At 75.3% G+C, this 20,122-nt stretch carries 13 protein-coding genes; 10 read left to right on the forward strand and 3 right to left on the reverse strand.

The genetic code is table 11. The annotated features are described in order from the left end of the window. Positions 1-75 precede the first annotated feature (75 nt). The 10 genes from F1D97_RS02720 to F1D97_RS02765 all read left to right on the forward strand — a co-directional run bounded on the left by F1D97_RS02720 (position 76) and on the right by F1D97_RS02765 (position 17,949). Complete coding sequence (locus F1D97_RS02720) at positions 76-1,299, forward strand: ATP-binding protein (protein ID WP_236122203.1); 1,224 nt, start codon at positions 76-78, stop codon at positions 1,297-1,299. Between the two features lie 74 nt (positions 1,300-1,373). Then, on the forward strand, positions 1,374-2,129 hold the full coding sequence (locus F1D97_RS02725; protein WP_236122204.1) for an AfsR/SARP family transcriptional regulator: 756 nt from the start codon (positions 1,374-1,376) through the stop codon (positions 2,127-2,129). Between the two features lie 157 nt (positions 2,130-2,286). Then, positions 2,287-3,840: an MFS transporter gene (locus F1D97_RS02730; protein ID WP_236122205.1), complete on the forward strand. Its 1,554-nt coding sequence runs from the start codon at positions 2,287-2,289 to the stop codon at positions 3,838-3,840. A gap of 99 nt (positions 3,841-3,939) precedes the next feature. Then, entirely contained in the window at positions 3,940-7,071 is a 3,132-nt protein-coding gene (locus F1D97_RS02735) for a non-ribosomal peptide synthetase (protein ID WP_236122206.1), read from the forward strand. Between the two features lie 27 nt (positions 7,072-7,098). Beyond that, positions 7,099-9,792, forward strand: a complete 2,694-nt coding sequence (locus tag F1D97_RS02740; RefSeq protein ID WP_236122207.1) for a beta-ketoacyl synthase N-terminal-like domain-containing protein — start codon at positions 7,099-7,101, stop codon at positions 9,790-9,792. Continuing rightward, positions 9,789-10,277, forward strand: a complete 489-nt coding sequence (locus F1D97_RS02745) for an HXXEE domain-containing protein (protein WP_236122208.1) — start codon at positions 9,789-9,791, stop codon at positions 10,275-10,277. The genes F1D97_RS02740 and F1D97_RS02745 overlap by 4 nt, the downstream gene beginning before the upstream one ends. 78 nt (positions 10,278-10,355) lie before the next feature. Beyond that, positions 10,356-11,276, forward strand: coding sequence for a bifunctional 5,10-methylenetetrahydrofolate dehydrogenase/5,10-methenyltetrahydrofolate cyclohydrolase (locus tag F1D97_RS02750; RefSeq protein WP_236122209.1), 921 nt, complete (start codon positions 10,356-10,358; stop codon positions 11,274-11,276). 82 nt (positions 11,277-11,358) lie between these two features. Then, positions 11,359-14,037, forward strand: coding sequence for a helix-turn-helix transcriptional regulator (locus F1D97_RS02755; RefSeq protein WP_236122210.1), 2,679 nt, complete (start codon positions 11,359-11,361; stop codon positions 14,035-14,037). Between the two features lie 409 nt (positions 14,038-14,446). Continuing rightward, entirely contained in the window at positions 14,447-17,032 is a 2,586-nt protein-coding gene (locus F1D97_RS02760; RefSeq protein ID WP_236122211.1) for a circularly permuted type 2 ATP-grasp protein, read from the forward strand. Further along, on the forward strand, positions 17,029-17,949 hold the full coding sequence (locus tag F1D97_RS02765) for a transglutaminase family protein (protein ID WP_236122212.1): 921 nt from the start codon (positions 17,029-17,031) through the stop codon (positions 17,947-17,949). The genes F1D97_RS02760 and F1D97_RS02765 overlap by 4 nt, the downstream gene beginning before the upstream one ends. A gap of 70 nt (positions 17,950-18,019) precedes the next feature. Here F1D97_RS02765 and F1D97_RS02770 read toward each other — a convergent pair whose 3' ends face one another. The 3 genes from F1D97_RS02770 to F1D97_RS02780 form a co-directional block, all read right to left on the reverse strand. Continuing rightward, the gene (locus F1D97_RS02770) at positions 18,020-18,898 is read right to left on the reverse strand and encodes a hypothetical protein (RefSeq protein ID WP_236122213.1); all 879 of its coding nucleotides are present in this window, start codon (positions 18,896-18,898) and stop codon (positions 18,020-18,022) included. Positions 18,899-19,096: 198 nt separating this feature from the next. After that, complete coding sequence (locus tag F1D97_RS02775; protein WP_236122214.1) at positions 19,097-19,627, reverse strand: DinB family protein; 531 nt, start codon at positions 19,625-19,627, stop codon at positions 19,097-19,099. 79 nt (positions 19,628-19,706) lie between these two features. After that, positions 19,707-20,111 (reverse strand): DUF779 domain-containing protein, encoded by a 405-nt coding sequence (locus F1D97_RS02780; RefSeq protein ID WP_236122215.1) that lies wholly within the window; start codon positions 20,109-20,111, stop codon positions 19,707-19,709. Positions 20,112-20,122 lie beyond the last annotated feature (11 nt).

A 20,122-nucleotide genomic window follows, 5' to 3' on the forward strand; every position in this document is an offset into this window, starting at 1 on the left:
CGGGCCAGCGAGGTTTGGCGACCTTAGGTGATTTACTTGCGCTGGATAAAGTCACCTCAACTTCCAAAGGCGCCCATGGACCCCGTGCTGAACCCGTACACGCCGAACGCGGGCGCCCGGCCCGACGTCGTCGTCGGCCGCGACGACCAGCTCGCCGCATTCGACGTGCTGCTGAAGCGCATCGCCCGCGGCCGCACCGAGCAGTCGATGATCTTTACCGGGCTGCGAGGCGTCGGCAAGACCGTGCTGCTGGGACAGTTCCGGGAGGTGGCACTCACGCAGGACTGGAGCGTGATCGAGTACGAGGTCGTGAAGCACGACGACTCGGCGTTCCGCATGGACATCGCCGCGCGTCTTCGGATGGCGCTGCTCGAGCTGGAGCCACGGACGCGGTGGTCCGACCGGTTCAAGAAGGCCGCGGCGGCTCTGGCGTCGTTCACGGTGTCCGTCGACGCCGAGGGGACCTGGCAGGCCGGCCTGAACGTCGACGCGATCGAAGGGCTCGCCGACCACGGTGACCTGTCGATGGACCTGACTGACGTTCTGCTCGCGGTCGGTGAGGCAGCGCAGGACAAGCGGAGGGGCGTGGTGCTGCTGCTCGACGAGATCCAGTTCCTGAGCAAGGTCCAGCTGGAGTCCCTGATCGTGGCGCTGCACAAGGTGGTCCAGCGCGCGGTGCCCATCACGCTCGTCGGCGCGGGACTGCCGCAGATCGCCGAGCTCGCCGGAGACGCGAAGTCCTACGCCGAGCGGTTGCTCAAGTTCCCGTCGATCGGGAACCTCGAGGAGCAGGACGCCAAGCGCGCCCTGAACGAGCCGGCGATCGCCGAAGGCGTCGAGTACACCGAAGACGCACTCGACCTCGCGTTCGAGTTGACCGGCGGATACCCGTACTTCATCCAGGAGCTTGGGCACGCCGTCTGGGGAGCCGCGAGCACGGCTCCGATCACGCGCGCGGACGTCCAGGACGCGTGTGAGCTCTACGAGGCGAAGCTCGATGCGTCCTTCTTCAGGGTGCGCCTGGACCGTGCGACCGAGCTGCAGAGCGCATACCTCCGCGCGATGGCTCAGCTTGGCCCGGAACCGCAGAAGGCCGGCGAGGTGGCGTCGGTCCTCGGGCGTGAGTCCACACAGCTCGGACCGACCCGCGCCGAGCTCATCGACATGGGACTGCTGTACACGCCGCAGCACGGATACGCCGCGTTCACGGTTCCGCACTTCGACAAGTTCATGCTCCGAGCAATGCCCAACCTCGTGGTCCCGCCCTTGAAGCGCCGGTCCAAGGGTGTCGGCTCGTAGCGCGGGGTATCTCACCCGGCGCCGGGCGGCACCTTCCGCGTGGGGTGGCAGCGAGGCCACCGCGGGAGGCAGCGATGACGACGACGTCCGTGGTGCGCACGAGCGGCCTCGTCGTGCACCTGCTCGACGGCCCGTACGTCACGCGTGACGGCGCGTACGTCGACCTGCCGGACGGGACGCGCACGCTCGTCGTGCTGCTCGCACGCCGCGGCACGCAGGTGGACCGGGGGCGCGCGGCGCACGAGCTGTGGCCGGACTGCGGCAGCGGGCGCGCGCACGGGAACCTGCGCTCCGCGCTGTGGCGGCTCAACCGGTGCGCGCCGGGGCTCGTGGACGCGTGCCGGCGCACGCTGCGGCTCGGCCGGGACGTCGCGGTCGACGTCGCGGACGTCGTGGCGTGGTCGCAGCGCGTCGCGGACGGCTCGGCGGGGGTCGACGAGGTGCTCGACCGGGTCCCGCACGTGGTGCGGCCGACCGTCGAGCTGCTGCCCGGCTGGGACGACGACTCCGTGCTGCTGGACCGCGCGTGGCTGCGCCAGCAGGTGCTGCACGCGTTCGAGCGCGCGGCGGCACGATGGCTGGACGACGAGCCCGCGGCAGCGGCCCAGGTCGCGGCGGCGCTCGTGCACGCCGAGCCGCTGCGGGAGTCCGCGCAGCGGCTGCTGCTCGAGGCGCTGCTGGCCGAGGGCAACCGCGTCGAGGCGCACCGGGCGCTGGACGAGCACCGGCGGCTGCTGCGCCGCGAGCTCGGAGTGGACGTCTCCCCCGAGCTGGACGCGCTGGTCAGGGCCGGTGCGCGGGCCGGTGCGAGGGCCGTCGCCGCGCCCTGATACCGCACGCGACCACATCGTCACGGCCCCTTTCCGCACGGGCGCATGTGGCAACCCACAGACGGACCACAGACCGGCCACGCGGGCGTTCCCGTCCGGTCGGTGCCGCTCCTAGCGTCGAGACGTCCGAATCGTCCCCGACGCAAGGAGCGAGGCCATGAGCACCGACGCACCGCCGCGCACGTCGACCCGGTCCCTGGTGCTGTGCGCCTGCCTCGCCCAGGTGGTCGTCGTGCTCGACACGACGATCATCGCCGTGGCGCTGCCCGACGCGCAGGCCGAGCTCGGGTTCGGCGACGCCGACCGGCAGTGGGCCATCACGGCGTACACGCTCGCGTTCGGCTCGCTGCTGCTCGTCGGCGGGCGCATCTCGCAGGTCCTCGGCGCGCGCACCGCGTTCATGGTCGGCGTCGCCGGGTTCGGCGCGGTGAGCCTCGCGGGCGGGTTCGCGTCGAGCTTCGGCCTGCTGGTCGCGGCGCGCGTCGCGCAGGGCGTGTTCGCGGCGCTCATGGCCCCGACGAACCTGTCCCTGATGAACACCGCGTTCCCCGGCAAGGACGAGCGCGCCAAGGCGTTCGCGATCTTCGGTGCGGTCGCCGGCGCGGGAGCCGCGCTCGGGCTCGTGCTCGGCGGCGCACTCACGCAGGCCGGCAGCTGGCGCTGGTGCTTCTTCGTCAACGTGCCGCTCGCGCTGCTCACGGTGCTGCTCGCGACGCGCGGCCTGCGCGGCACGTCCCCGGCCCGCCGCGGTGTGGTGCTCGAGGACGCCGCGGGTCTGCTGCTCGGGTCGAGCGCGGTGTTCTGTGTGGTCTTCGGGTTCTCCCGCGCGGAGACCCTCGGCTGGGACCACCCGCTCACGATCGGCCTGCTCACGGCCGGGGTGCTGCTCGGGGCCGGGTTCCTGGCCCGCGAGCGCGTCGCGCCCTCGCCGCTCGTGCCGCTGTCGATCGTCACCGACGCGCGCCGCGCGAGCTCGTACCTGACGATCGGGCTCGTCGGGCTCGCGCAGATGGGCTCCTCGCTCTACCTGACGTTCTACCTGCAGCGCGACCTCGGCTACACGCCGCTGCGCACGGGCATCGCGTTCCTGCCGATGGTCGGCGGGCTCGTCGTCGCCGCCGTGGTCTCGACGCGCGTGCTCGTGCCGCGCGTCGGGCTGGCCGCGACGTTCGTCACGGGTGCCGTCGTGCAGGCGGCGGGCTTCGCGTGGATCGCGACGCGCGTCGACGTCGCGACGACCGACGCCGGCCCGCTCGTCGCGCCCATGGTCCTCGCCGGGTTCGGTCTCGGGCTCGTCATGGCGCCCGCGATGTCGTCCGCGACGCACGGCGTCGGGCCCGCGCACTCGAGCATCGCGTCGGCGTTCGCGAACACGAGCCAGCAGCTCGGCGCGTCGCTCGGCGTCGCGTTCCTGTCGACCGTCGCGGCCGACGCGATGACCCGGACCCTGACGTCGGGCGCCGACGAGCTGCGCGCGAGCATCGCGTCGGCCGTCGCCGCCGCGGGCGCCGAGCCCGGGTCCGCGCAGGCCGCCGCGATCCGCGACCAGATGGTCGCGCAGGCCGCCCGGTCCGCCGAGATCTCGGCCTACAGCACCGGCCTGACGGTCCTGGCGCTGATCTGCGCCGCCGTCGCGGTCGCGGTCGTCGCGGTGTTCGCCGCCGACCGCCGCCGCACCCGCACGCCCGACCTCGTCGACGCCGTCGTCTGACCGTCGCCTGACCGACCCGTCAGCCCGACCTCGTCCGCACAGCCCTCCGTCGTACCTCTCGTCCGCACACGCACTCCCTCGACCCCAGGAGGCACCACCGTGACCGTGACGTCCCGCTACCCCGCCACCCCTGCGCAGCGCGGCATGTTCCTGCACCACGCGGCGAACCCCACCGACACCGCGTTCGACCTCGCGTTCGTGTTCCGCATCGAGGAGCCCGTCGACCTGGACCTGCTGGTCGAGGCGACGCGTGCGGTGTTCACCGCGGCGGTCGGGGCGAGCACGTCGTTCGAGCACGGCACGGACGGCGTGACCGCGGTCGTGCGGCCCGGCAGCGCGGTCGTGCGCGTCGTCGAGCTGCCGCCGGACCCGGTCGCGGACCAGGACCGCGATGCACGGATCGCGCTCGAGACCGAGGCGATCGTCGCGTCCGGCCCGATCCCGCCCGGTGCGTCCGAGCAGCTCACGGTGCGCGTGTACCCGGGCGACGGCGTGCACCACCTGACGCTCGTGGCCTCGCACCTCGTCGGCGACGCGTACTCGTTCTACCGCACGGTCGACGCGATCTCGACGCTCTACACGCTGCCGACGGAGGCGTGGCCGCAGGTCCTCGACGGGCTGCGCGACCACCCCGGCACCGTGCCGCCCACGCCCACGTCGCCCGGCGCGGTCGCCCGGTACGGCGAGCTGCTGGCGACCGCGGACGACCTGCGGCACGCCGAGCTCGAGCCGCGGCGCGGCGAGGGCCCCGTCACGGGCACGCACCACCGCTGGTCGCCCGACCCGGCCACCGCCGCCCGCATCCGCGCGAGCGAGACGTGGACGGAGCACGGCGCCGCCACCACGTTCTTCACCGCGTACGCCGCGACGCTGCAGCGGCTCGCGGGCCGCGAGACCGTCGCGCTCGGCGTCCCGCTCGCGGGCCGCGCCGGCCACCGCGCCAAGAACGCGATCGGGTTCTTCGTCAACACGCTCCCGCTGCCGGTGCGGATCGACGCGACGACCACGTGGCGCGAGCTCGCCGCGCAGGTGCGCTCCGGGATCCGGCTGCTGCAGGCCAACCAGGGCCTCGACCTGTCCGGCCCGGACGGCGCGGACCTGCTGGGCGGCACGTTCCACGGCGTCGACAACGCGGTGACGTTCTACAAGCAGAACCTCGTGCTGCAGCTGCCCGGCACGCGCGTCACGTCCGTCCCGCTGCGCCGCGACGCGCTGCCGTACCCGCTGACGGTCACGGCGTCCGACGACGGCGAGCGCATGGAGCTCGACGTCGCGGTGGCCGACCACCTCGAGGCCGCGGACGCGCCCGGGCTGCTGCGCGCCGCGCTCGACGCCCTGACCCGCACGCCCGACGCGCCGGTCGTCCGGGACGTGGTCCTCGTGGACGCCGACGAGCCGCCCGCGCCCGCCGCCGCGCCCACGCGCCGCACGGTCGTCGACGACCTCGAGGACGTCGCGCAGCGCACCCCGCACGCGGTCGCGCTGCGGGCCGGCGGCGTCGACGTCGACTACGCGACGCTCGTCGGACGCGTGCGTGCCACCGCGGCCGCACTCGACGCCGCGGGGGCCTCACCGTTCGTCGTCGTGACGCTGCCGCGCAGCGTCGAGGCGGTCGTCGCGATGCTCGGCGTCATGGCCTCGGGCCGCACGTACGTGCCGGTCGACCCGGCCGCACCGCCGCGCCGCGCCGAGCTCATCCACGCCCGCGTCGCGCGCGAGCTCGACGGCCGCGTGACCGTGCTCGCCGAGCCGGGTGCGCAGCACGTGCTCGCGCAGCGCCCGGACGTCCACCTGCTCGACGGGCACGCCGTGACCCGCGGCGACGGCACCGGGCTGCCGCGCACGCTGCGCCGCGGCACCGACCTCGCGTACGTCATCTTCACGTCGGGCTCCACGGGCGAGCCGAAGGGCGTCGTCGTCCGGCACGACAACGTCACCGCGCTCCTGGACGCCGCGCTCGACGCGGTGCCGCACGAGCCGTCCGACCGGTGGTGCCTGTTCCACTCGCTCGCGTTCGACTTCAGCGTGTGGGAGGTGCTCGGGCCCCTCACGCGCGGCGGCTGCCTCGTCGTGCCGCAGGGCGACGAGGTCGCCAACCCGCAGGCGTTCGCCGCGTTCCTCGCCCGCGAGCGCGTCACCGTGCTCAACCAGACGCCGTCCGCGTTCCGCCGGCTGTCCGACGTGCTGGTCCGCGCCGGCACGACGCTGCCGGACGTGCGGCTCGCGGTGTTCGGCGGCGAGGCCCTGTACCCGCAGGACCTGCGCCCGTGGCTCGACCACGTCGGAGCCGGCACGCGGTTCGTCAACATGTACGGGATCACCGAGACGACGGTGCACGTCACGGCGCGCGAGATCACACCCGTCGAGGCGCGCACGCAGGGCCGCAGCCTCGTCGGCGAGCCGCTCGCGCACCTCGGAGCCGTCGTCGTCGACCCGTTCGGGCGGCTGTGCCCGCCCGGGGTGAGCGGCGAGCTGCTCGTCACCGGCGCGGGGCTCGCGCAGGGGTACCTGGGACGGCCCGACCTCACCGCCGAGCGGTTCCGCACGGTCGTCGTCGACGGGCGGCGCGAGCGCGCGTACGTCACGGGCGACCGTGTGCGGCGCGACGGCGACGGCGAGCTCGTCTACGTCGGCCGGGTCGACGACCAGGTGCAGCTGCGCGGGTACCGCATCGAGCTCGGCGAGGTGACGTCCGCGCTCACCGCGGACGCCGGGGTCGGTGCGGCGGTCGTCCGGCTGCTCGAGCCCGCCGGGACCGAGCCGTTCCTCGCGGCGTGGGTGGTGCCCGCGCCGGGCGGCACGCTCGACGACGAGGCCGTCTCGGCGCTGCGCCGCGCGCTCGGCGAGCGGCTGCCCGCGTACATGGTCCCCGCCGCGATCGTGCCCGTCCCCGCGATCCCCACCAACCAGAACGGCAAGCCCGACCTCGACCGCCTGCCCGCACCGACCGCCGGGCCCGCCGCCCACGCGTCCGCTCCCGCGGACGGGGACGACGAGGACGACGACCTCGCGCACCGGATCGCGCGCGTCTGGCAGGACGTCATCGGCGCCGGCCGCGTCCGCCCGCACGACCGGTTCATGGACGTCGGCGGCACCTCGATGCACGTCATGCAGGTGCACGAACGCCTGCGCACCGGCCTCGGCCTCGTCGACGTCACGCTCGTCGACCTGTTCGAGCACGCCACCCCCGCCGAGCTCGCGGACTTCGTCCTGAGCCGCGCGGACCGCTGACCCGACCACACCCACGGGAGCACGCCCATGACCACGCAGCCCACCCACCGCCAGCACAACCACCGCGAGCACACCCGGTCCGAGCCCCAGCGCGAGCACCACCGCGACTCCGTGAGCGTCGTCGGCGTCGCGCTGCGCGTCCCGGGCGCCGACCACCCCGACGCGTTCTGGGACCTCACGGTCCACGGACGCACGACGTTCGAGCAGGTCGACCGCGACGACTCCCGCGAGGCCGGGTACCGCGACGAGCAGCTCGCCGACCCCGCGTTCGTGCCCGTGCGCTCGGCGCTCGGCGACGTCGCGGCGTTCGACGCGGACGCGTTCGGCATCAGCGCCCGCGACGCCGCGCTCATGGACCCGCAGCAGCGCGTGTTCCTGGAGACCGTGCGGCAGGCGCTCGACGACGCCGGCCTCGGGGTCGACGGCGACGACGACCTGCGGGCGCTGCGGGTCGGCGTGTTCGGCTCGTCGTCCAGCAGCACGTACCTGCCCGGCCCCGTGACCCGCGCGGGCCTGTGGGACGCGACCGACCTCAACTTCTCCGCGATGCTCGCGAACGACAAGGACTTCCTGTGCACGCGGACGAGCTACACGCTCGGTCTGACCGGACCGTCGGTCGTGGTCCAGTCCGCGTGCTCGAGCTCGCTGCTCGCGGTGCACCTCGCGCGCGCCGCGCTGCTCGCGGGCGAGTGCGACGTCGCGGTCGTCGGCGGCGTGTCCGTGTCCCTGCCGCACCTGGGCGGGTACCTGCACCGCGCGGGCAGCATCTTCAGCGCGCGCGGCACGTGCCGACCGTTCGACGCGGCCGCCGACGGGACCGTCAAGGCGCACGGCGCCGCCGCGATCGTCCTCACGCGCACCGCGCACGCTCCCGCCGACCGCGTGTACGTCGAGGTCGCGGGCTCGGCGGTGAACAACGACGGCGCGGACAAGGTCGGGTACCCCGCACCGAGCGTCGCCGGGCAGAGCGCGGTGGTCGCCGCGGCCCTGCGCGACGCCGGCCTGACCGCCGACGACGTGCGGTACGTCGAGACGCACGGCACGGGCACCGCGATCGGCGACCCGATCGAGCTGCGCGCGCTCGCGCTGGCCCGCGGGCTCGGCGACGGGACGACGAGCGCGCCCTGCTACCTCGGCGCGGTCAAGGGCAACCTCGGGCACCTCGACGCCGCCGCGGGCGTCACGGGCGTCATCAAGGCCGCGCTCGTGCTCGAGCGCGGCGTGGTCCCGCCGCTCGCGGGGTTCTCGACCCCGAACCCGCTGCTCACGACGGACGGCTTCGCGTTCCCGACGAGCCCCGTGGACGCGCCGTGGCTCGAGGCGGCCGGCGTCAGCTCGTTCGGCATGGGCGGGACCAACGTGCACGTCGTGCTGCGGCGGCGCGCCGACCGCGCCCGGCGGCCGGCGGTGTGGGGCGGGCGCACGCTGCGGCGCACGCGGCACTGGCTGGACGACGCGGTGGCGACGGCGCCCGTCGCTCCCGCAGCGTCCGCCGGCCTGGGGGCGTTCGCCGCGCCGGTCGCCGTGCCGGTCGCCGCGCCCGTCACGGCCTCGGGGTCCGCCGTCGTCGGCCAGGTCGAGCCGCAGGTGCTCGCGATCGCGCGCAGGCTCCTGGTGCACCCGACGCTCGCCCCGCACGACGACCTCGTCGACGCGGGCGCCGACTCCCTCACGCTCGTCGACCTGCTCGCGACGCTGCGCGACGACGTCGACCCCGCGCTCGAGTTCGCGGACCTCGAGCAGGCGCGCACGGTCGCGGCGCTCGCGGCGACCATCGCGGCACGCCGCACGTCGTCGGACCCCTCGCCCGGGCCCGACGCACCCGCCGCCACCCAGGGGGCCGACGACGCGCGACCCGCGGCGCTGACCGCACCCGTGGGGCTCGTCCGGGTCACCGCGCCGCGCGAGCGGACCGTCTACCTGGTCCACCCCGCGGGCGGCACGACCACCTGCTACGCGGGCCTCGCGCCGCACCTCGACCCGCGGCTCGGCGTCGTCGCGATCGGCTACCCGCCCGAGCTCGTCGGGCACGGTCCGAGCCTGCGCGCGCTCGCCGCGACGTACCTCCAGGCGATCCGGGCGGCGCAGCCCCACGGCCCCTACCTCATCGGCGGGTACTCGTTCGGCGGGAACCTCGCCGCGGAGATGGCGCTGCAGCTCGAGCAGGCGGGCGAGGAGGTCGAGCACCTCGTGATGGTCGACTCGCACCCGCCGCACGCGTACACGTCCGGCGACTGCGGGCCCGAGGACTACCTCGCGGCGTTCCCCGCTCTGCTCCACGCGCTCGTCCCCGGCCTGCGCCTGGGCCCCGGCGTCGCCGGCGCGCGTGACGCGCGGGACGTGCTCGAGCGGGTCGTCGAGCCCGCGTGGCCGACGAGCGTGCGCGACGAGCTCGCGCGGTTCTTCGACATGTGGCAGGAGAACCACCGGGCCCTCAAGCGGTGGACCCCCGACGCGGACCTCACGTGCCCCGTGCTCGTCGTCGAGGCGTCCCGGCCCGAGCCGCCCGAGGTGCTCGACCGCCTCGGCATCGCGCACACGAGCGTGCGGGAGTGGCAGCGGTACGCGAGCAGCCTGGTGGCGTACGCGCCCGTCGAGGGCGACCACTACTCGATCTTCCGCGACGACGACGCGCTCGCGACGATCGCCCGGGCGCTGTCCTCGGTGCTCGACACGGCAGCCGCCGGCCACCACGACCCGGCGCTGGCGGGCACCCGATGAGCGGCGAACGCGCCACGATGCTCGCGGTGTTCGCGGTGCACAACGCCGAGGAGATCGCGTTCGGCGACCGCGGCACGCCGTTCGACCCGGAGCTGCTCGCGCGCGTCGGCCTCGAGCCCGAGGACTACGGACCGCAGCGCATGGCGCTCGCGACCGCCGTGATCACCGCCGCGGTCGCGGCCCTGACCCGGGGGTTGGACGACTCGCCCGGACCCGTGCGGGCCGGTGCCGCGGTCGCCGCGGCCGGTGCGCTCGCGCTCAACGGCGTGAGCCACGTCGGGCGCGCGGCGCGGTTCCGCGAGTACAACCCGGGGCTCGTCACCGCGCCCGCGCTGCTCGTCGCCTCGGCGCGAGCCGCCCGGCACGCCGCGCGCGTCGGCGGGCTGCGGCCGGCCACCACGGCCGCGTGCGTCGTCGCGGGCGCCGTGGTGACGCTGCCGGTGATCGTCGGCTCGCTGCGTGTCGCCCGGGTCCTGCGCCGCTGAGCCCCGGCGCTGCCCCTCGGCCCTCCCTCTGGACCCCCTCCGTACCGCCCAGCCCCACACCCACCGAGAGGAACTCCCATGACCGCCACCCTGATCGACGGGCGCTCGCTCCAGCGCAGCCTCGTCGCCCCCGCCGTCGCCGCCGCGGCAGCCGCCGGGGTCCGGCCCCGCGTGACGCTCATCAGCGTCGACAACCCCAACCCGATGCTGGCCGTCAACCGCGGCCTGCACGTGCGCACCCTGTCGGCGTACGGCATCGACTGCGACGACGTGACGCTCGGCCCCGACACCGTGCTCGACGAGCTGCTCGCGACGATCGCGCTCGCGAACGCCGACCCGGACGTGCACGGGATCATGGTGCTCATGCCGCTGCCCGCGCACATCGGCGTGCGCGACGTGCTGCCGGCGATCGCCCCGGAGAAGGAGCTCGAGGGCCTGCACCCACGGCACTCCGCGGGCCTGCTCGCGTCCAACGTGCGCGAGGACGACGCGGTGCTGCCGCTCGTCGGCGAGGCCGTGCTGCTCGCGCTCGCGGCCAGCGACATCCCGGTCGAGGGCCGCACGATCGTGCTGCTCACCGAGACCGGGCTCATGGCGAGCAACCCGGTCGCGAACGTCGTCGCACGCGTCGCCGCGCCCGCATTGCTGCCGCTGTCCGCACCGTTCTCGCTCGTGCCGATCGACCACCCGCAGGCGCGCGAGCTCACCCGGACCGCCGACGTGCTCGTCGTCAGCCTCGAGCACCCCGAGGTCGTCACGGCCGACTGGGTGCGGCCCGGCGCCACCGTCATCGACTTCAACCCGATGCTCGTCGGCACGACGACGCGCGAGGACGGGACCGTGGTGCCCGTGCTGCGCGGCGGCGTCGCCACCGAGGACGTGGCCCGCGTGGCCGGCGCGATCATGCCCGTGCCGGGCGGGATCGGTCCCGTGATGCTCGGTCTGCTCATGCGCAACGCCGCCCGCGCGGCGACCCGCACCGCCGCGCTGCCGGTCTGAGCACGCGATTCACCCCGGCGTCGACCCCAGGCGTGTCCGCGGTGCGGGCTAGTCTGAGGCCGACGTCGAGGGGGGAGTCGTCGTGTTCGTGCGCGAGCAGGAGCTGGCGCGCGTGCAACGTGCGTGCGACGCCTCGGAGATCGCGATCGTCGTCCGGGGCCCGCGCGGGTCCGGACGGACGACGTTCGCGCGCGAGGCCGTCGAGCGGTTGCCGCGCGCTTTCGACGTGCGCGCGAACCCCAACGAGTCGTCGTGGCCGTTCGCGGGCATCTCGTCGCTGCTGTACGCGATCGACGACGAGCGCTGGCGGCACCTCGCGCTGTCGCTGGGGTCCGCGGCGGACCTCGACGTGGTCGTCGTCGCGCACCGCATCCTGACGCTCCTGCACGAGCACGACGCACCCGCGACCGTGCTGCTCGTCGACGACGCGGACCTGCTCGACCCGCAGAGCCGCGCCGTCGTCGGGTTCCTCGCGCGGCGGCTCGCCGGGACGGGGCTGCGGCTCGTCCTGCTCGTCGAGAACCGCCCGCCCGAGCTCGACGGTCTCGACGAGGTCGTGCTCGCGCCGCTCGACGCGCGCCGCACGCGCGCGCTCGTCGCGCACCTCGCGCCCGCCCGGCACCACCCCGCGGTGCTCGACGTGGTCGCGCACCGCAGCGGCGGGTCCCCCGCCGACGCCGCGAACCTGCTCGCGGGCCTCACGCCCGCGCAGGCCGCGGGCAGCGCGCCGCTCGAGCTGCCGCTGCGTCCCGGCCACGCCGAGCACGTCGTGCGACGGCTCGCCCAGCTCCCGCCCGCGCAGGCGGCTCTCGTCGAGCTGCTCGCGCTCGCGCCGCGCACCCACGCGGGCGACCTGACCGGCAGCGACGAGCTCGAGGTGGTGGACGAGCTCGTCGCGGCCGGCTGGGTCGCGCGCGACGGCGCGTGGCTGAGCCTCACGCGGGAGCCCGTGCGCTCCGCGGTGTTCCACTCGACGAGCGCGCGCCGCCGCCGCGAGCACCACCGCCGCGCGGTCGAGCACGTGAGCGACCCGTACGCGAGCGACTGGCACGCGAGCTTCGTCGACCCCGGCCCGCGTGCCGCCGAGGCGCTGCGCCGCGCCGCGCTCGGGCTGCTCGCCGAGGGGTCCCCCGACGTCGCGTTCGAGTACGTCGAGCGCTCCCTGCTGCTCGCGCAGCCCGACGCGCGCGGCGCCGACCACCTGCTCGTCGTCGCCGCCGCGTACTTCTACCGCGGCCACCTGGAGATCGCGCGGCGCTACGTCGACATCGCGGAGTCCGTCGAGGAGGCGTCGCCGCACTCGCGGCTCGTCGTCGCGAGCCTGCGCGTGCGCATCGAGTACGTCGCGTCGCAGAGCCTGCTCACCGCGCTCGCCGAGCGCGCGCTCGAGCTGCACGGCGCGTCCGCGCCCGACGAGTCCGTGCTGCTGCTCGCGCTGCTCGCGACGTACAGCACCGAACGTTGGGAGCTCACGCGCGCGGCCGAGTACCTGGCGCGCATGGACGCGCTGCTCGGCGTCGCGCACGAGCCCGCGCACACCGTCGCCGAGAGCGCCGCGATCCTGTTCGACGCGATGTCCAGCGCCCGCGCGCGCTCGCGCAGCACCGCCGTCGCCGTCGAGGTCGGCACGAACCCGTCGGCGGCGACCGCGCTCATGACGCGTGCCCGCGCCCTGACGTACGCCGAGCGGTACGACGAGGCGCGCGACCTGTTCCGCACGCTGCTCGCGTCCCCGGCGGCGGTCGACCCGCTGTGGGTCGTGACCACGCGCCTGTACGACGCCGACAACGACCGCCTCGCGGGTGACCTGCGCGCCGCGACCGCGACCGTCGCCGCGCTCGTCGAGCAGGACGAGCTGCCCCACGTGCACCGGCCCTACCGCCTGTTCCACGAGCTCTGGTACTTCCACGAGACGGGCCGCACCGACCGCGCGCGCGAGTGCGAGGACGAGCTGCTCGACATCTCCCGCGGCAGCCGCAACCCTGCGATCTCCGCGCGCGTCGACGCCTACCTCGGGGCGCGCGCCCTGCACGCCGGGGACCTCGACGAGGCCGCCCGCGCGCTCATGCGGTGCCGCATGGTCTCCGCCGGGCCGCCCGGCCCGCACCTGTACCGGTGCGACGCCGACCTCGTCGAGGTGCTCGTGCGCACCGGCAACACCGCCGCGGCGCGCACGATCGTCGACGACCTCGCGCGGCGGTCCGCGTCCGCGTCGTCACGCTGGTCCGCGCTCGCGCTCGCCCGCTGCCGTGCGCTGCTCGCACCGGACGACGAGGCCGTGCGCGCGTTCGAGGACGCCGCCGCGATGTCCGGGCCGCGGGACTGCGACTACGAGCTCGCACGCACCCTGTCCGCGTTCGCGGTGCGGCTCGACGCGCTCGGGGCGGGCGAGCGCGCCGAGCGGGTGCGCGAGGACGCGGCCGCCACGTACCGGCGCATCGGGCTGCCGTGGTGGGCCGGGGACCTCGTCGGGTCCGACGAGGGTGCGCTCGCCGCCGCAGGCTCAGCGGCGGGGCTGCCCGTGGCCGGGGCACGCTCGTCCGCCGCGCAGCCGGGTGCGCGGTCGTCGGACCTCGTCGCGGCGCTGTCGGACGCCGAGCGGGACGTCGTCGAGCTCGTCGTCGCGGGGCTGCGCAATCGGGAGATCGCGGCGCAGCTGTTCCTGTCGGTGCGGGCGGTGGAGTCGCGGCTCACGGCCGTCTACCGCAAGGTCGGCGTCCGCTCCCGAGCCCAGCTCGTCTCCGTCCTCACCCACCCCTGAACCCCCTGACCCCTCCGGTCCACCCCGCCCTTCCTCCGGCTCTGACGCCGCCGAGCCGGAGCAACCCCGGGGTCGACCGCGCTTCGATGTCGCCGACCCCGCCATCGCTCCGGGAAAGGGCGGGCTGAGCCGGAGCAACCCCGGGGTCGGCGGTCGAACCGCACGCCGAGACCGTCGTTGCTCCGGGTCCGGGGGTCGGGAGCCGGAGCAACCGCGGGGTCGTCGGAGGGGACTCTCCGGGGGCGCGGTGCCGGACGGGGACGTGATGAGGGGCCGGCCCGTCCCCCGACGGCCGGCCCCACGGAGGCAACACTGCGTAATCCGGACCGAATCAGTCAAGTAATCGCATCACGCGGCTCACGATGCGAGACGACGGCCGATCTGCCTGCGCGTACGTCAGACTCGACGTGTGATCGACGTGCTCTCCTCCGCCGGTCCGCCCGGCACGCGCCCCGAGGGCACGTGGCACTGGCTGCCCGAGCAGGCCGACGCGCCCTCGGCGGCCGACCTGGATCGGGCGCGCACCGAGGCCGAGGCGCTGCTCGCGGACCACGGCGTCACGTACGGCGCGGCCGACGAGCTCGAGCCGTGGCGCCTCGACCCGACGCCCGTCGTGCTCGGCGAGGACGACTGGTCGGGCCTCGAGGCCGGGATCACCCAGCGCGCCGAGCTGCTCGACGCCGTGCTGCAGGACCTGTACGGCGCGCGGCGCCTGCTCACCGACACGCTCCTGCCGCCCACCGCCGTCGTCGCGCACCCCGGGTTCCTGCGCGCGGTCGACGGGCTGCGCCTGCCGGGCGGGCGCGAGCTCGTCCTCGCCTCGACGGACCTCGCGCGCGACGACGACGGCACGTGGCTGTCCCTCGCGGACCGCACGCAGGCGCCCTCGGGGGCCGGCTACACGATGGAGGGCCGGCGCGTCGTCGCGCAGGTGCTCGCGAGCGTCTACCGCGCGACCCCGATCGCGCGGCTCGGGCCGTTCTTCCGCGCGCTGCGCCAGACGCTGCACGACGTCGCGCCCCCGTCCGCGAGCGCGCCGCGCATCGCGCTGCTCACGCCCGGCCCGGGCTCCGACACGGCGTTCGACCAGGCGTACCTCGCGTCGATGCTGGGTCTGCCGCTGGTCGAGGCGTCCGACCTGGTGGTGCGCGACGGGCGGCTGTGGGTGCGCGCGCTCGGCGGCACCGAGCCCGTGGACGTGCTGCTGCGGCGGGTCGACGCCGCGTGGTGCGACCCGCTCGACCTGCGCTCCGGCTCACGGCTCGGCGTGCCCGGCCTGGTGCGCGCGGTGCGCGGCGGCACGCTCTCGGTGGTGAACCCGCTCGGCTCGGGCGTGCTCGAGAACCCCGCGGTCCTGGCGGCGCTGCCCCGGCTCGCGCGCACCGTGCTCGACCAGGACCTGCTGCTGCCGTCCGCGCCCACGTGGTGGTGCGGCGAGGCCTCGTCGCTGTCGCACGTCCTGGCGCACCTCGACGAGCTCGTCGTGCTGCCGCTGTCCCGCGAGCAGGACGCGGTGCTCGGCTGGACGCTCGACGCCGCGGCGCGCGAGGAGCTCGCGGCGCGGATCGCCGCCGAGCCGTGGCAGTGGGCGGGGCAGGCGCGCGTGGGCGGCGGCGCGGTCGTCGAGCCTGTGGGGCCCGACGAGGCAGCGGGGTCCGACGAGGCAGCGGGGCCGGGCGCGGCAGCGGGGTCCGGCGAGCCGGCGCGGCCGGTCGGTCCGGGCGTCGGGGTGCTGCGCACGTTCGCGGTCGCGCACCGCGGCACGTACACGGTCATGGCCGGCGGGCTCGCGCGCGTCGCGCACGGACCCGTCGTGTCGTCGCGGACCGGCGCGGTCGCGAAGGACGTGTGGGTGCTGTCCGGCTCCACGCCCGACGCCGCGCCCGAGGCACCCGAGGGCGTCACCGAGGTCGCCGCGGCACGCCGCACCCGCCTGGGCGTCTCGTCGCGCACCGCCGAGAACCTGTTCTGGATGGGCCGCTACGCCGAGCGCGCCGAGGACCAGGCGCGCGACCTGCGGGTCGTCGTCGACCGGTGGGACGACTTCCACGGGCGCCCGCGCTCGGCGGGCGGTCGCGCGCTCGCGGTGCTGGTCACCGCGTTGGTCGACGAGCTGCACGACCCCGACGCCGCGTCCGAGCAGCCCGCGCCGACGCTCCGGGAGATCGCGCTCGACCGCGGCCTCGAGGGGTCGATCGCCGCGTCCGTGCGCGGCCTGGGCCAGGCCGCGGCCGCGGTGCGCGACCAGCTCTCGACCGACACGTTCGGACCGCTCGCACGCATCGAGCGCGCACTGCGCTCCGAGCGCGCCCGCCAGCGCATCCCCGAGGGCGGGCTCGACCTCGGCGTCGACCACGTGCGCGCCGCGACCGCCGGCCTGCGGCCCGTGCTCGACCGCACGCTCGAGGGTCTGCTCGCGGTCGCCGGCACCATCGCCGAGGGGCTCGTGCGGGACGTCGGCTGGCACCTGCTCGACGCGGGCCGGCGCCTGGAGCGCGCGCAGCACGTCGTCGCGTCGCTGCGCCGCACGCTCGTCGGGCCCGACACCCGGACCGTCGAGGCGCACCTCGTGGACTCCGTGGTGCTCGCGCACGAGTCCTCGATCACGTTCCGCCGCCGGTACGGCGACCACACGGGCGTGCCCGCGGTGCTCGACCTGCTGCTGCTCGACGAGAGCAACCCGCGCTCGCTCGCGTTCCAGCTCGACCGGCTCGCGCACGACCTCGCCGGCATCCCGATGCGAGCCCGACCGACCGACGAGCGCGACCGGCTGCTCGCGCAGGTGCGCGACCTCGTCGCCGAGCTCGACCCGGCCGCGGCCGCCGCGATCGACGAGAACGGGCGGCGCACCCGGCTCGCGGAGCTGCTCGACTCGATGCACTGGCGCCTGCTCGCGCTCGCCGACGAGATCGAGGCCGTGCACTTCGCGCGGCCCGTCGCCGCACGCGCGCTCGACGACCCGTGGGACGCGGGCGACGAGGAGGACGTGCCGTGAGCCGCACGTACGACCTCGTGCACCGCACGACCTACACCTACCCGCAGGAGGTCACGGACTCCTACGGCCGCACCGTCATGACGCCGCGGGACCTGCCCGGGCAGACGGTCCTGAGCAGCCACGTCGAGGTCGACCCCGCGCCCGCCGACACGGCCGTGCAGCACGACTACTTCGGCAACCGCACGACGTTCTACGCGGTCACGCAGCCGCACACGACGCTCGTCGTGACCGCGCGGTCGACCATCGAGATCACGCGCGTGCAGCCCGACGCGGACGCCCTCCCGCAGGTCGCGTGGGACGAGGCGGCCGAGGTGGTCGCCACCGGGTCGGCGGCCGCCGCGTTCTCGTCCGACGTGCTGGTGCAGGTCCGCGAGATGGTGCTGCCGTCGACGCACGTGACGTTCGTCGACGAGGTACGCGCGTGGGCGCAGCCGTCGTTCGAGCCCGGGCGGCCGCTCGCGCAGGTGGTCGTCGACCTGTGCCACCGCATCCGCCGCGAGCTCACGTACCGCACCGGGTCGACGACCGTGCACACCACGCAGCGCCAGCTCCTCGCGCAGCGCGCGGGTGTCTGCCAAGACTTCGCGCACCTGATGATCGCCGCGCTGCGCCTGCACGGCGTGCCCGCGCGGTACGTCAGCGGGTACATCGAGACGCTCCCGCCGCCCGGGCGCGAGAAGCTGCGCGGCGCGGACGCGTCGCACGCGTGGGTCTCGGTGTGGGTCCCGGGCGCCGGGTGGGTGGACGCGGACCCGACGAACGACCAGCTCGTCGACGACCGGTACGTGGTGCTCGGCTGGGGCCGGGACTACCACGACGTGCCCCCGCTGCGCGGCGTGATCTTCACCGAGGGGCGCGGGTCGAAGCTCTCCGTGCAGGTCGACCTGGTGCCGTCGGGGTCGCCCGCGTTCGAGTGAGCAGCGGGGCCAGCGTGGGTCAGCAGGGGTCAGCGGGGGGTCAGCAGGGATCAGCGGGGGTCAGCGGGGATCAGCGGGGCGGCACCGAGCGGCGCGTGAGCTCCTCGGGCCGCACCAGGAAGCCGCCCTCGTCGACGACCGTGCCCCCCGCCGCCCGCCACAGCGCGGCCGTGACGCGCGCGATCGTCGGCGCCACGCGCTGGCGCGCGATCGCGGACAGCGACGACTCCGGGTCCTCCCCGTCGGCCGGCCGCCAGCGCACGTGGTACGCCCACGGGCCGTACTCGCGCCAGTCGAGCGTGGCGAGCACCGCGGGCACGTCGTCGGAGCGCGCCGAGCGCAGCGTGACCGTGCCGTCGTAGTCGAACACCGCGGTCACCGCGCACTCCTGGGGGACGCCGCCCGCGGGGGTCGGCACCTCGGTGGGCGAGACGCGCGCGCCGACCATCGCGGGCCGCACGAGCGGCAGCACGTCGCGCGGCGCGAGCGGGACGGGCGACCACAGGGTCAGGCCCGGGGCACCGTTCGGGTCGGGGACGACGACCTGGCCACGCGCCGCGGGCACGAGCAGACCGCCCGCGTGCCGTGCGGCGGCGGTGCACCACGCGCTCACCTGCGGCGTCGCGGGCCCCTCGATGCCGTAGAGGTCGAGCGCCCCACCCGCGCGCAGACCTGCCGCGCGCACCTCGTCGGACGTCAGCCGACGCGGCCCGACGAGCACCGCACCGGCCACGGCGAGCCGACCCGGCACCGAGCTCGCGGGTTCCTGCACGACGATCCCGCGGAACCGTGCGCCCGTCATGGGCCGGGCCGTGGGTGCGGCGGACGCGGGCTCACGCTCCCACACGGCGTCGGCGAACCAGGCGCGCGCGAGAGCCAGGACGTCGGTGCCCTGAGGCAGGGCCAGAACGTGCTGGTCAGTGAGCTCGACGGGCAGCGAGACGTCCATGGGAGCGAACGCTAGGGCAGCGATGCTGCGCGTGTGTTTCGTCTGTGTCAAAAGGTGCGAGTGACACGTTTCGGCTGGTCATCCACCGGTCGTCCACCCCTCGCGGCGTCTCGTCCACCGGTCGTCCGACGTTCGTCCACAGGCGTCGTGCGGAGATACCCACGGGTGTGGGAAAGCCTGTGGATAACTGTGGACGGGTCAGGCGTGCACGTCGTGCAGGTGGTGCACCACGTCGTGCAGGAAGTACTGCCCGAGCGTCCCGACCGTGAAGAACGACCCGTTCGACCGGCGCCCCGTGCGCTCCCACGCGTCGTGCGGCACCTCGTCGAACGCCGCCGCCGTCGCCTCACCTGCCTCGACCAGCTCGTCGGCCACGACCGCCGGGTCCTGCAGGTCGTACCGGTCCTCGACGGCCGTCGCGTCCTGGTCCCAGTTCTCGAACAGCGGGTCGTCGTGCTCGAGCATGAGCACGAGCCGCTCGCCGAAGATGCGGAACACGTCCCGCACGTGCGCGCCGTACTCGAGCGCCGACCACACCCCGGGCGCCGGACGCTCCCGCGCGTCCTCCCGGCTGAGCGCCGAGACGTAGCGGGGCAGCAGGTCCCGCACCGTCGCCCCGATCTGCCGCGGGTCGACGTCCGCGGCGGTGAACCCGCACTCGCCGCACCGCTCGTACAGCACCCAGGTCCAGTCCTTCTCGTCGGGCACGATCGTGTCGGGTTCGCTCATGCCCCCGCACGCTAGCAACGCGCCCCGTCGACGACGAGAGGTCTGTCCGCCCTTTTCTCACCCCGTCCCTGCCACGCGGTCACAGGACCGCGGCCGCGTGCAGCGCCGCGTACTCCTCGTCGGTGAGGAGGCGGGAGCGGATGAGGAAGCGCACGCCCTCGGGCGCCTCGAGGCTGAACCCCGCGCCGCGGCCCGGCACCACGTCGATCGTCAGGTGCGTGTGCTTCCAGTACTCGTACTGCGCCCGCGTCATCCACACGGGCACGGTGACCGGCCCGGACTCGTCGTCGCCGACCTCCAGGTCGCCCAGGTGCTCGTCGACGTCACCCGTCAGGAACTCCCCCGCGGGGTAGCACATGGGCGACGAACCGTCGCAGCACCCCCCGGACTGGTGGAACATCAGGTCGCCGTGCTGCGCGTGCAGCGTCCGCAGCAGCGCGGCCGCCGCGGGCGTCACCGCGACGCGCTCGACCTCCGTGGCCATCGTCGGCCTCC

Origin of the sequence: Cellulomonas palmilytica (genome assembly GCF_021590045.1) — a bacterium.
In the GTDB taxonomy this organism is placed as follows: domain Bacteria; phylum Actinomycetota; class Actinomycetes; order Actinomycetales; family Cellulomonadaceae; genus Cellulomonas; species Cellulomonas palmilytica.

Excerpts from the sequence above, each read along its gene's own strand:
- F1D97_RS02720 (WP_236122203.1), top strand. The coding sequence starts at position 76 with ATGGACCCCGTGCTGAACCCGTACACGCCGAACGCGGGCGCCCGGCCC.
- F1D97_RS02775 (WP_236122214.1), bottom strand. The coding sequence starts at position 19,627 with ATGAGCGAACCCGACACGATCGTGCCCGACGAGAAGGACTGGACCTGG.
- F1D97_RS02770 (WP_236122213.1), bottom strand. The coding sequence starts at position 18,898 with ATGGACGTCTCGCTGCCCGTCGAGCTCACTGACCAGCACGTTCTGGCC.
- F1D97_RS02745 (WP_236122208.1), top strand. The coding sequence starts at position 9,789 with ATGAGCGGCGAACGCGCCACGATGCTCGCGGTGTTCGCGGTGCACAAC.
- F1D97_RS02725 (WP_236122204.1), top strand. The coding sequence starts at position 1,374 with ATGACGACGACGTCCGTGGTGCGCACGAGCGGCCTCGTCGTGCACCTG.
- F1D97_RS02750 (WP_236122209.1), top strand. The coding sequence starts at position 10,356 with ATGACCGCCACCCTGATCGACGGGCGCTCGCTCCAGCGCAGCCTCGTC.
- F1D97_RS02740 (WP_236122207.1), top strand. The coding sequence starts at position 7,099 with ATGACCACGCAGCCCACCCACCGCCAGCACAACCACCGCGAGCACACC.
- F1D97_RS02730 (WP_236122205.1), top strand. The coding sequence starts at position 2,287 with ATGAGCACCGACGCACCGCCGCGCACGTCGACCCGGTCCCTGGTGCTG.
- F1D97_RS02780 (WP_236122215.1), bottom strand. The coding sequence starts at position 20,111 with ATGGCCACGGAGGTCGAGCGCGTCGCGGTGACGCCCGCGGCGGCCGCG.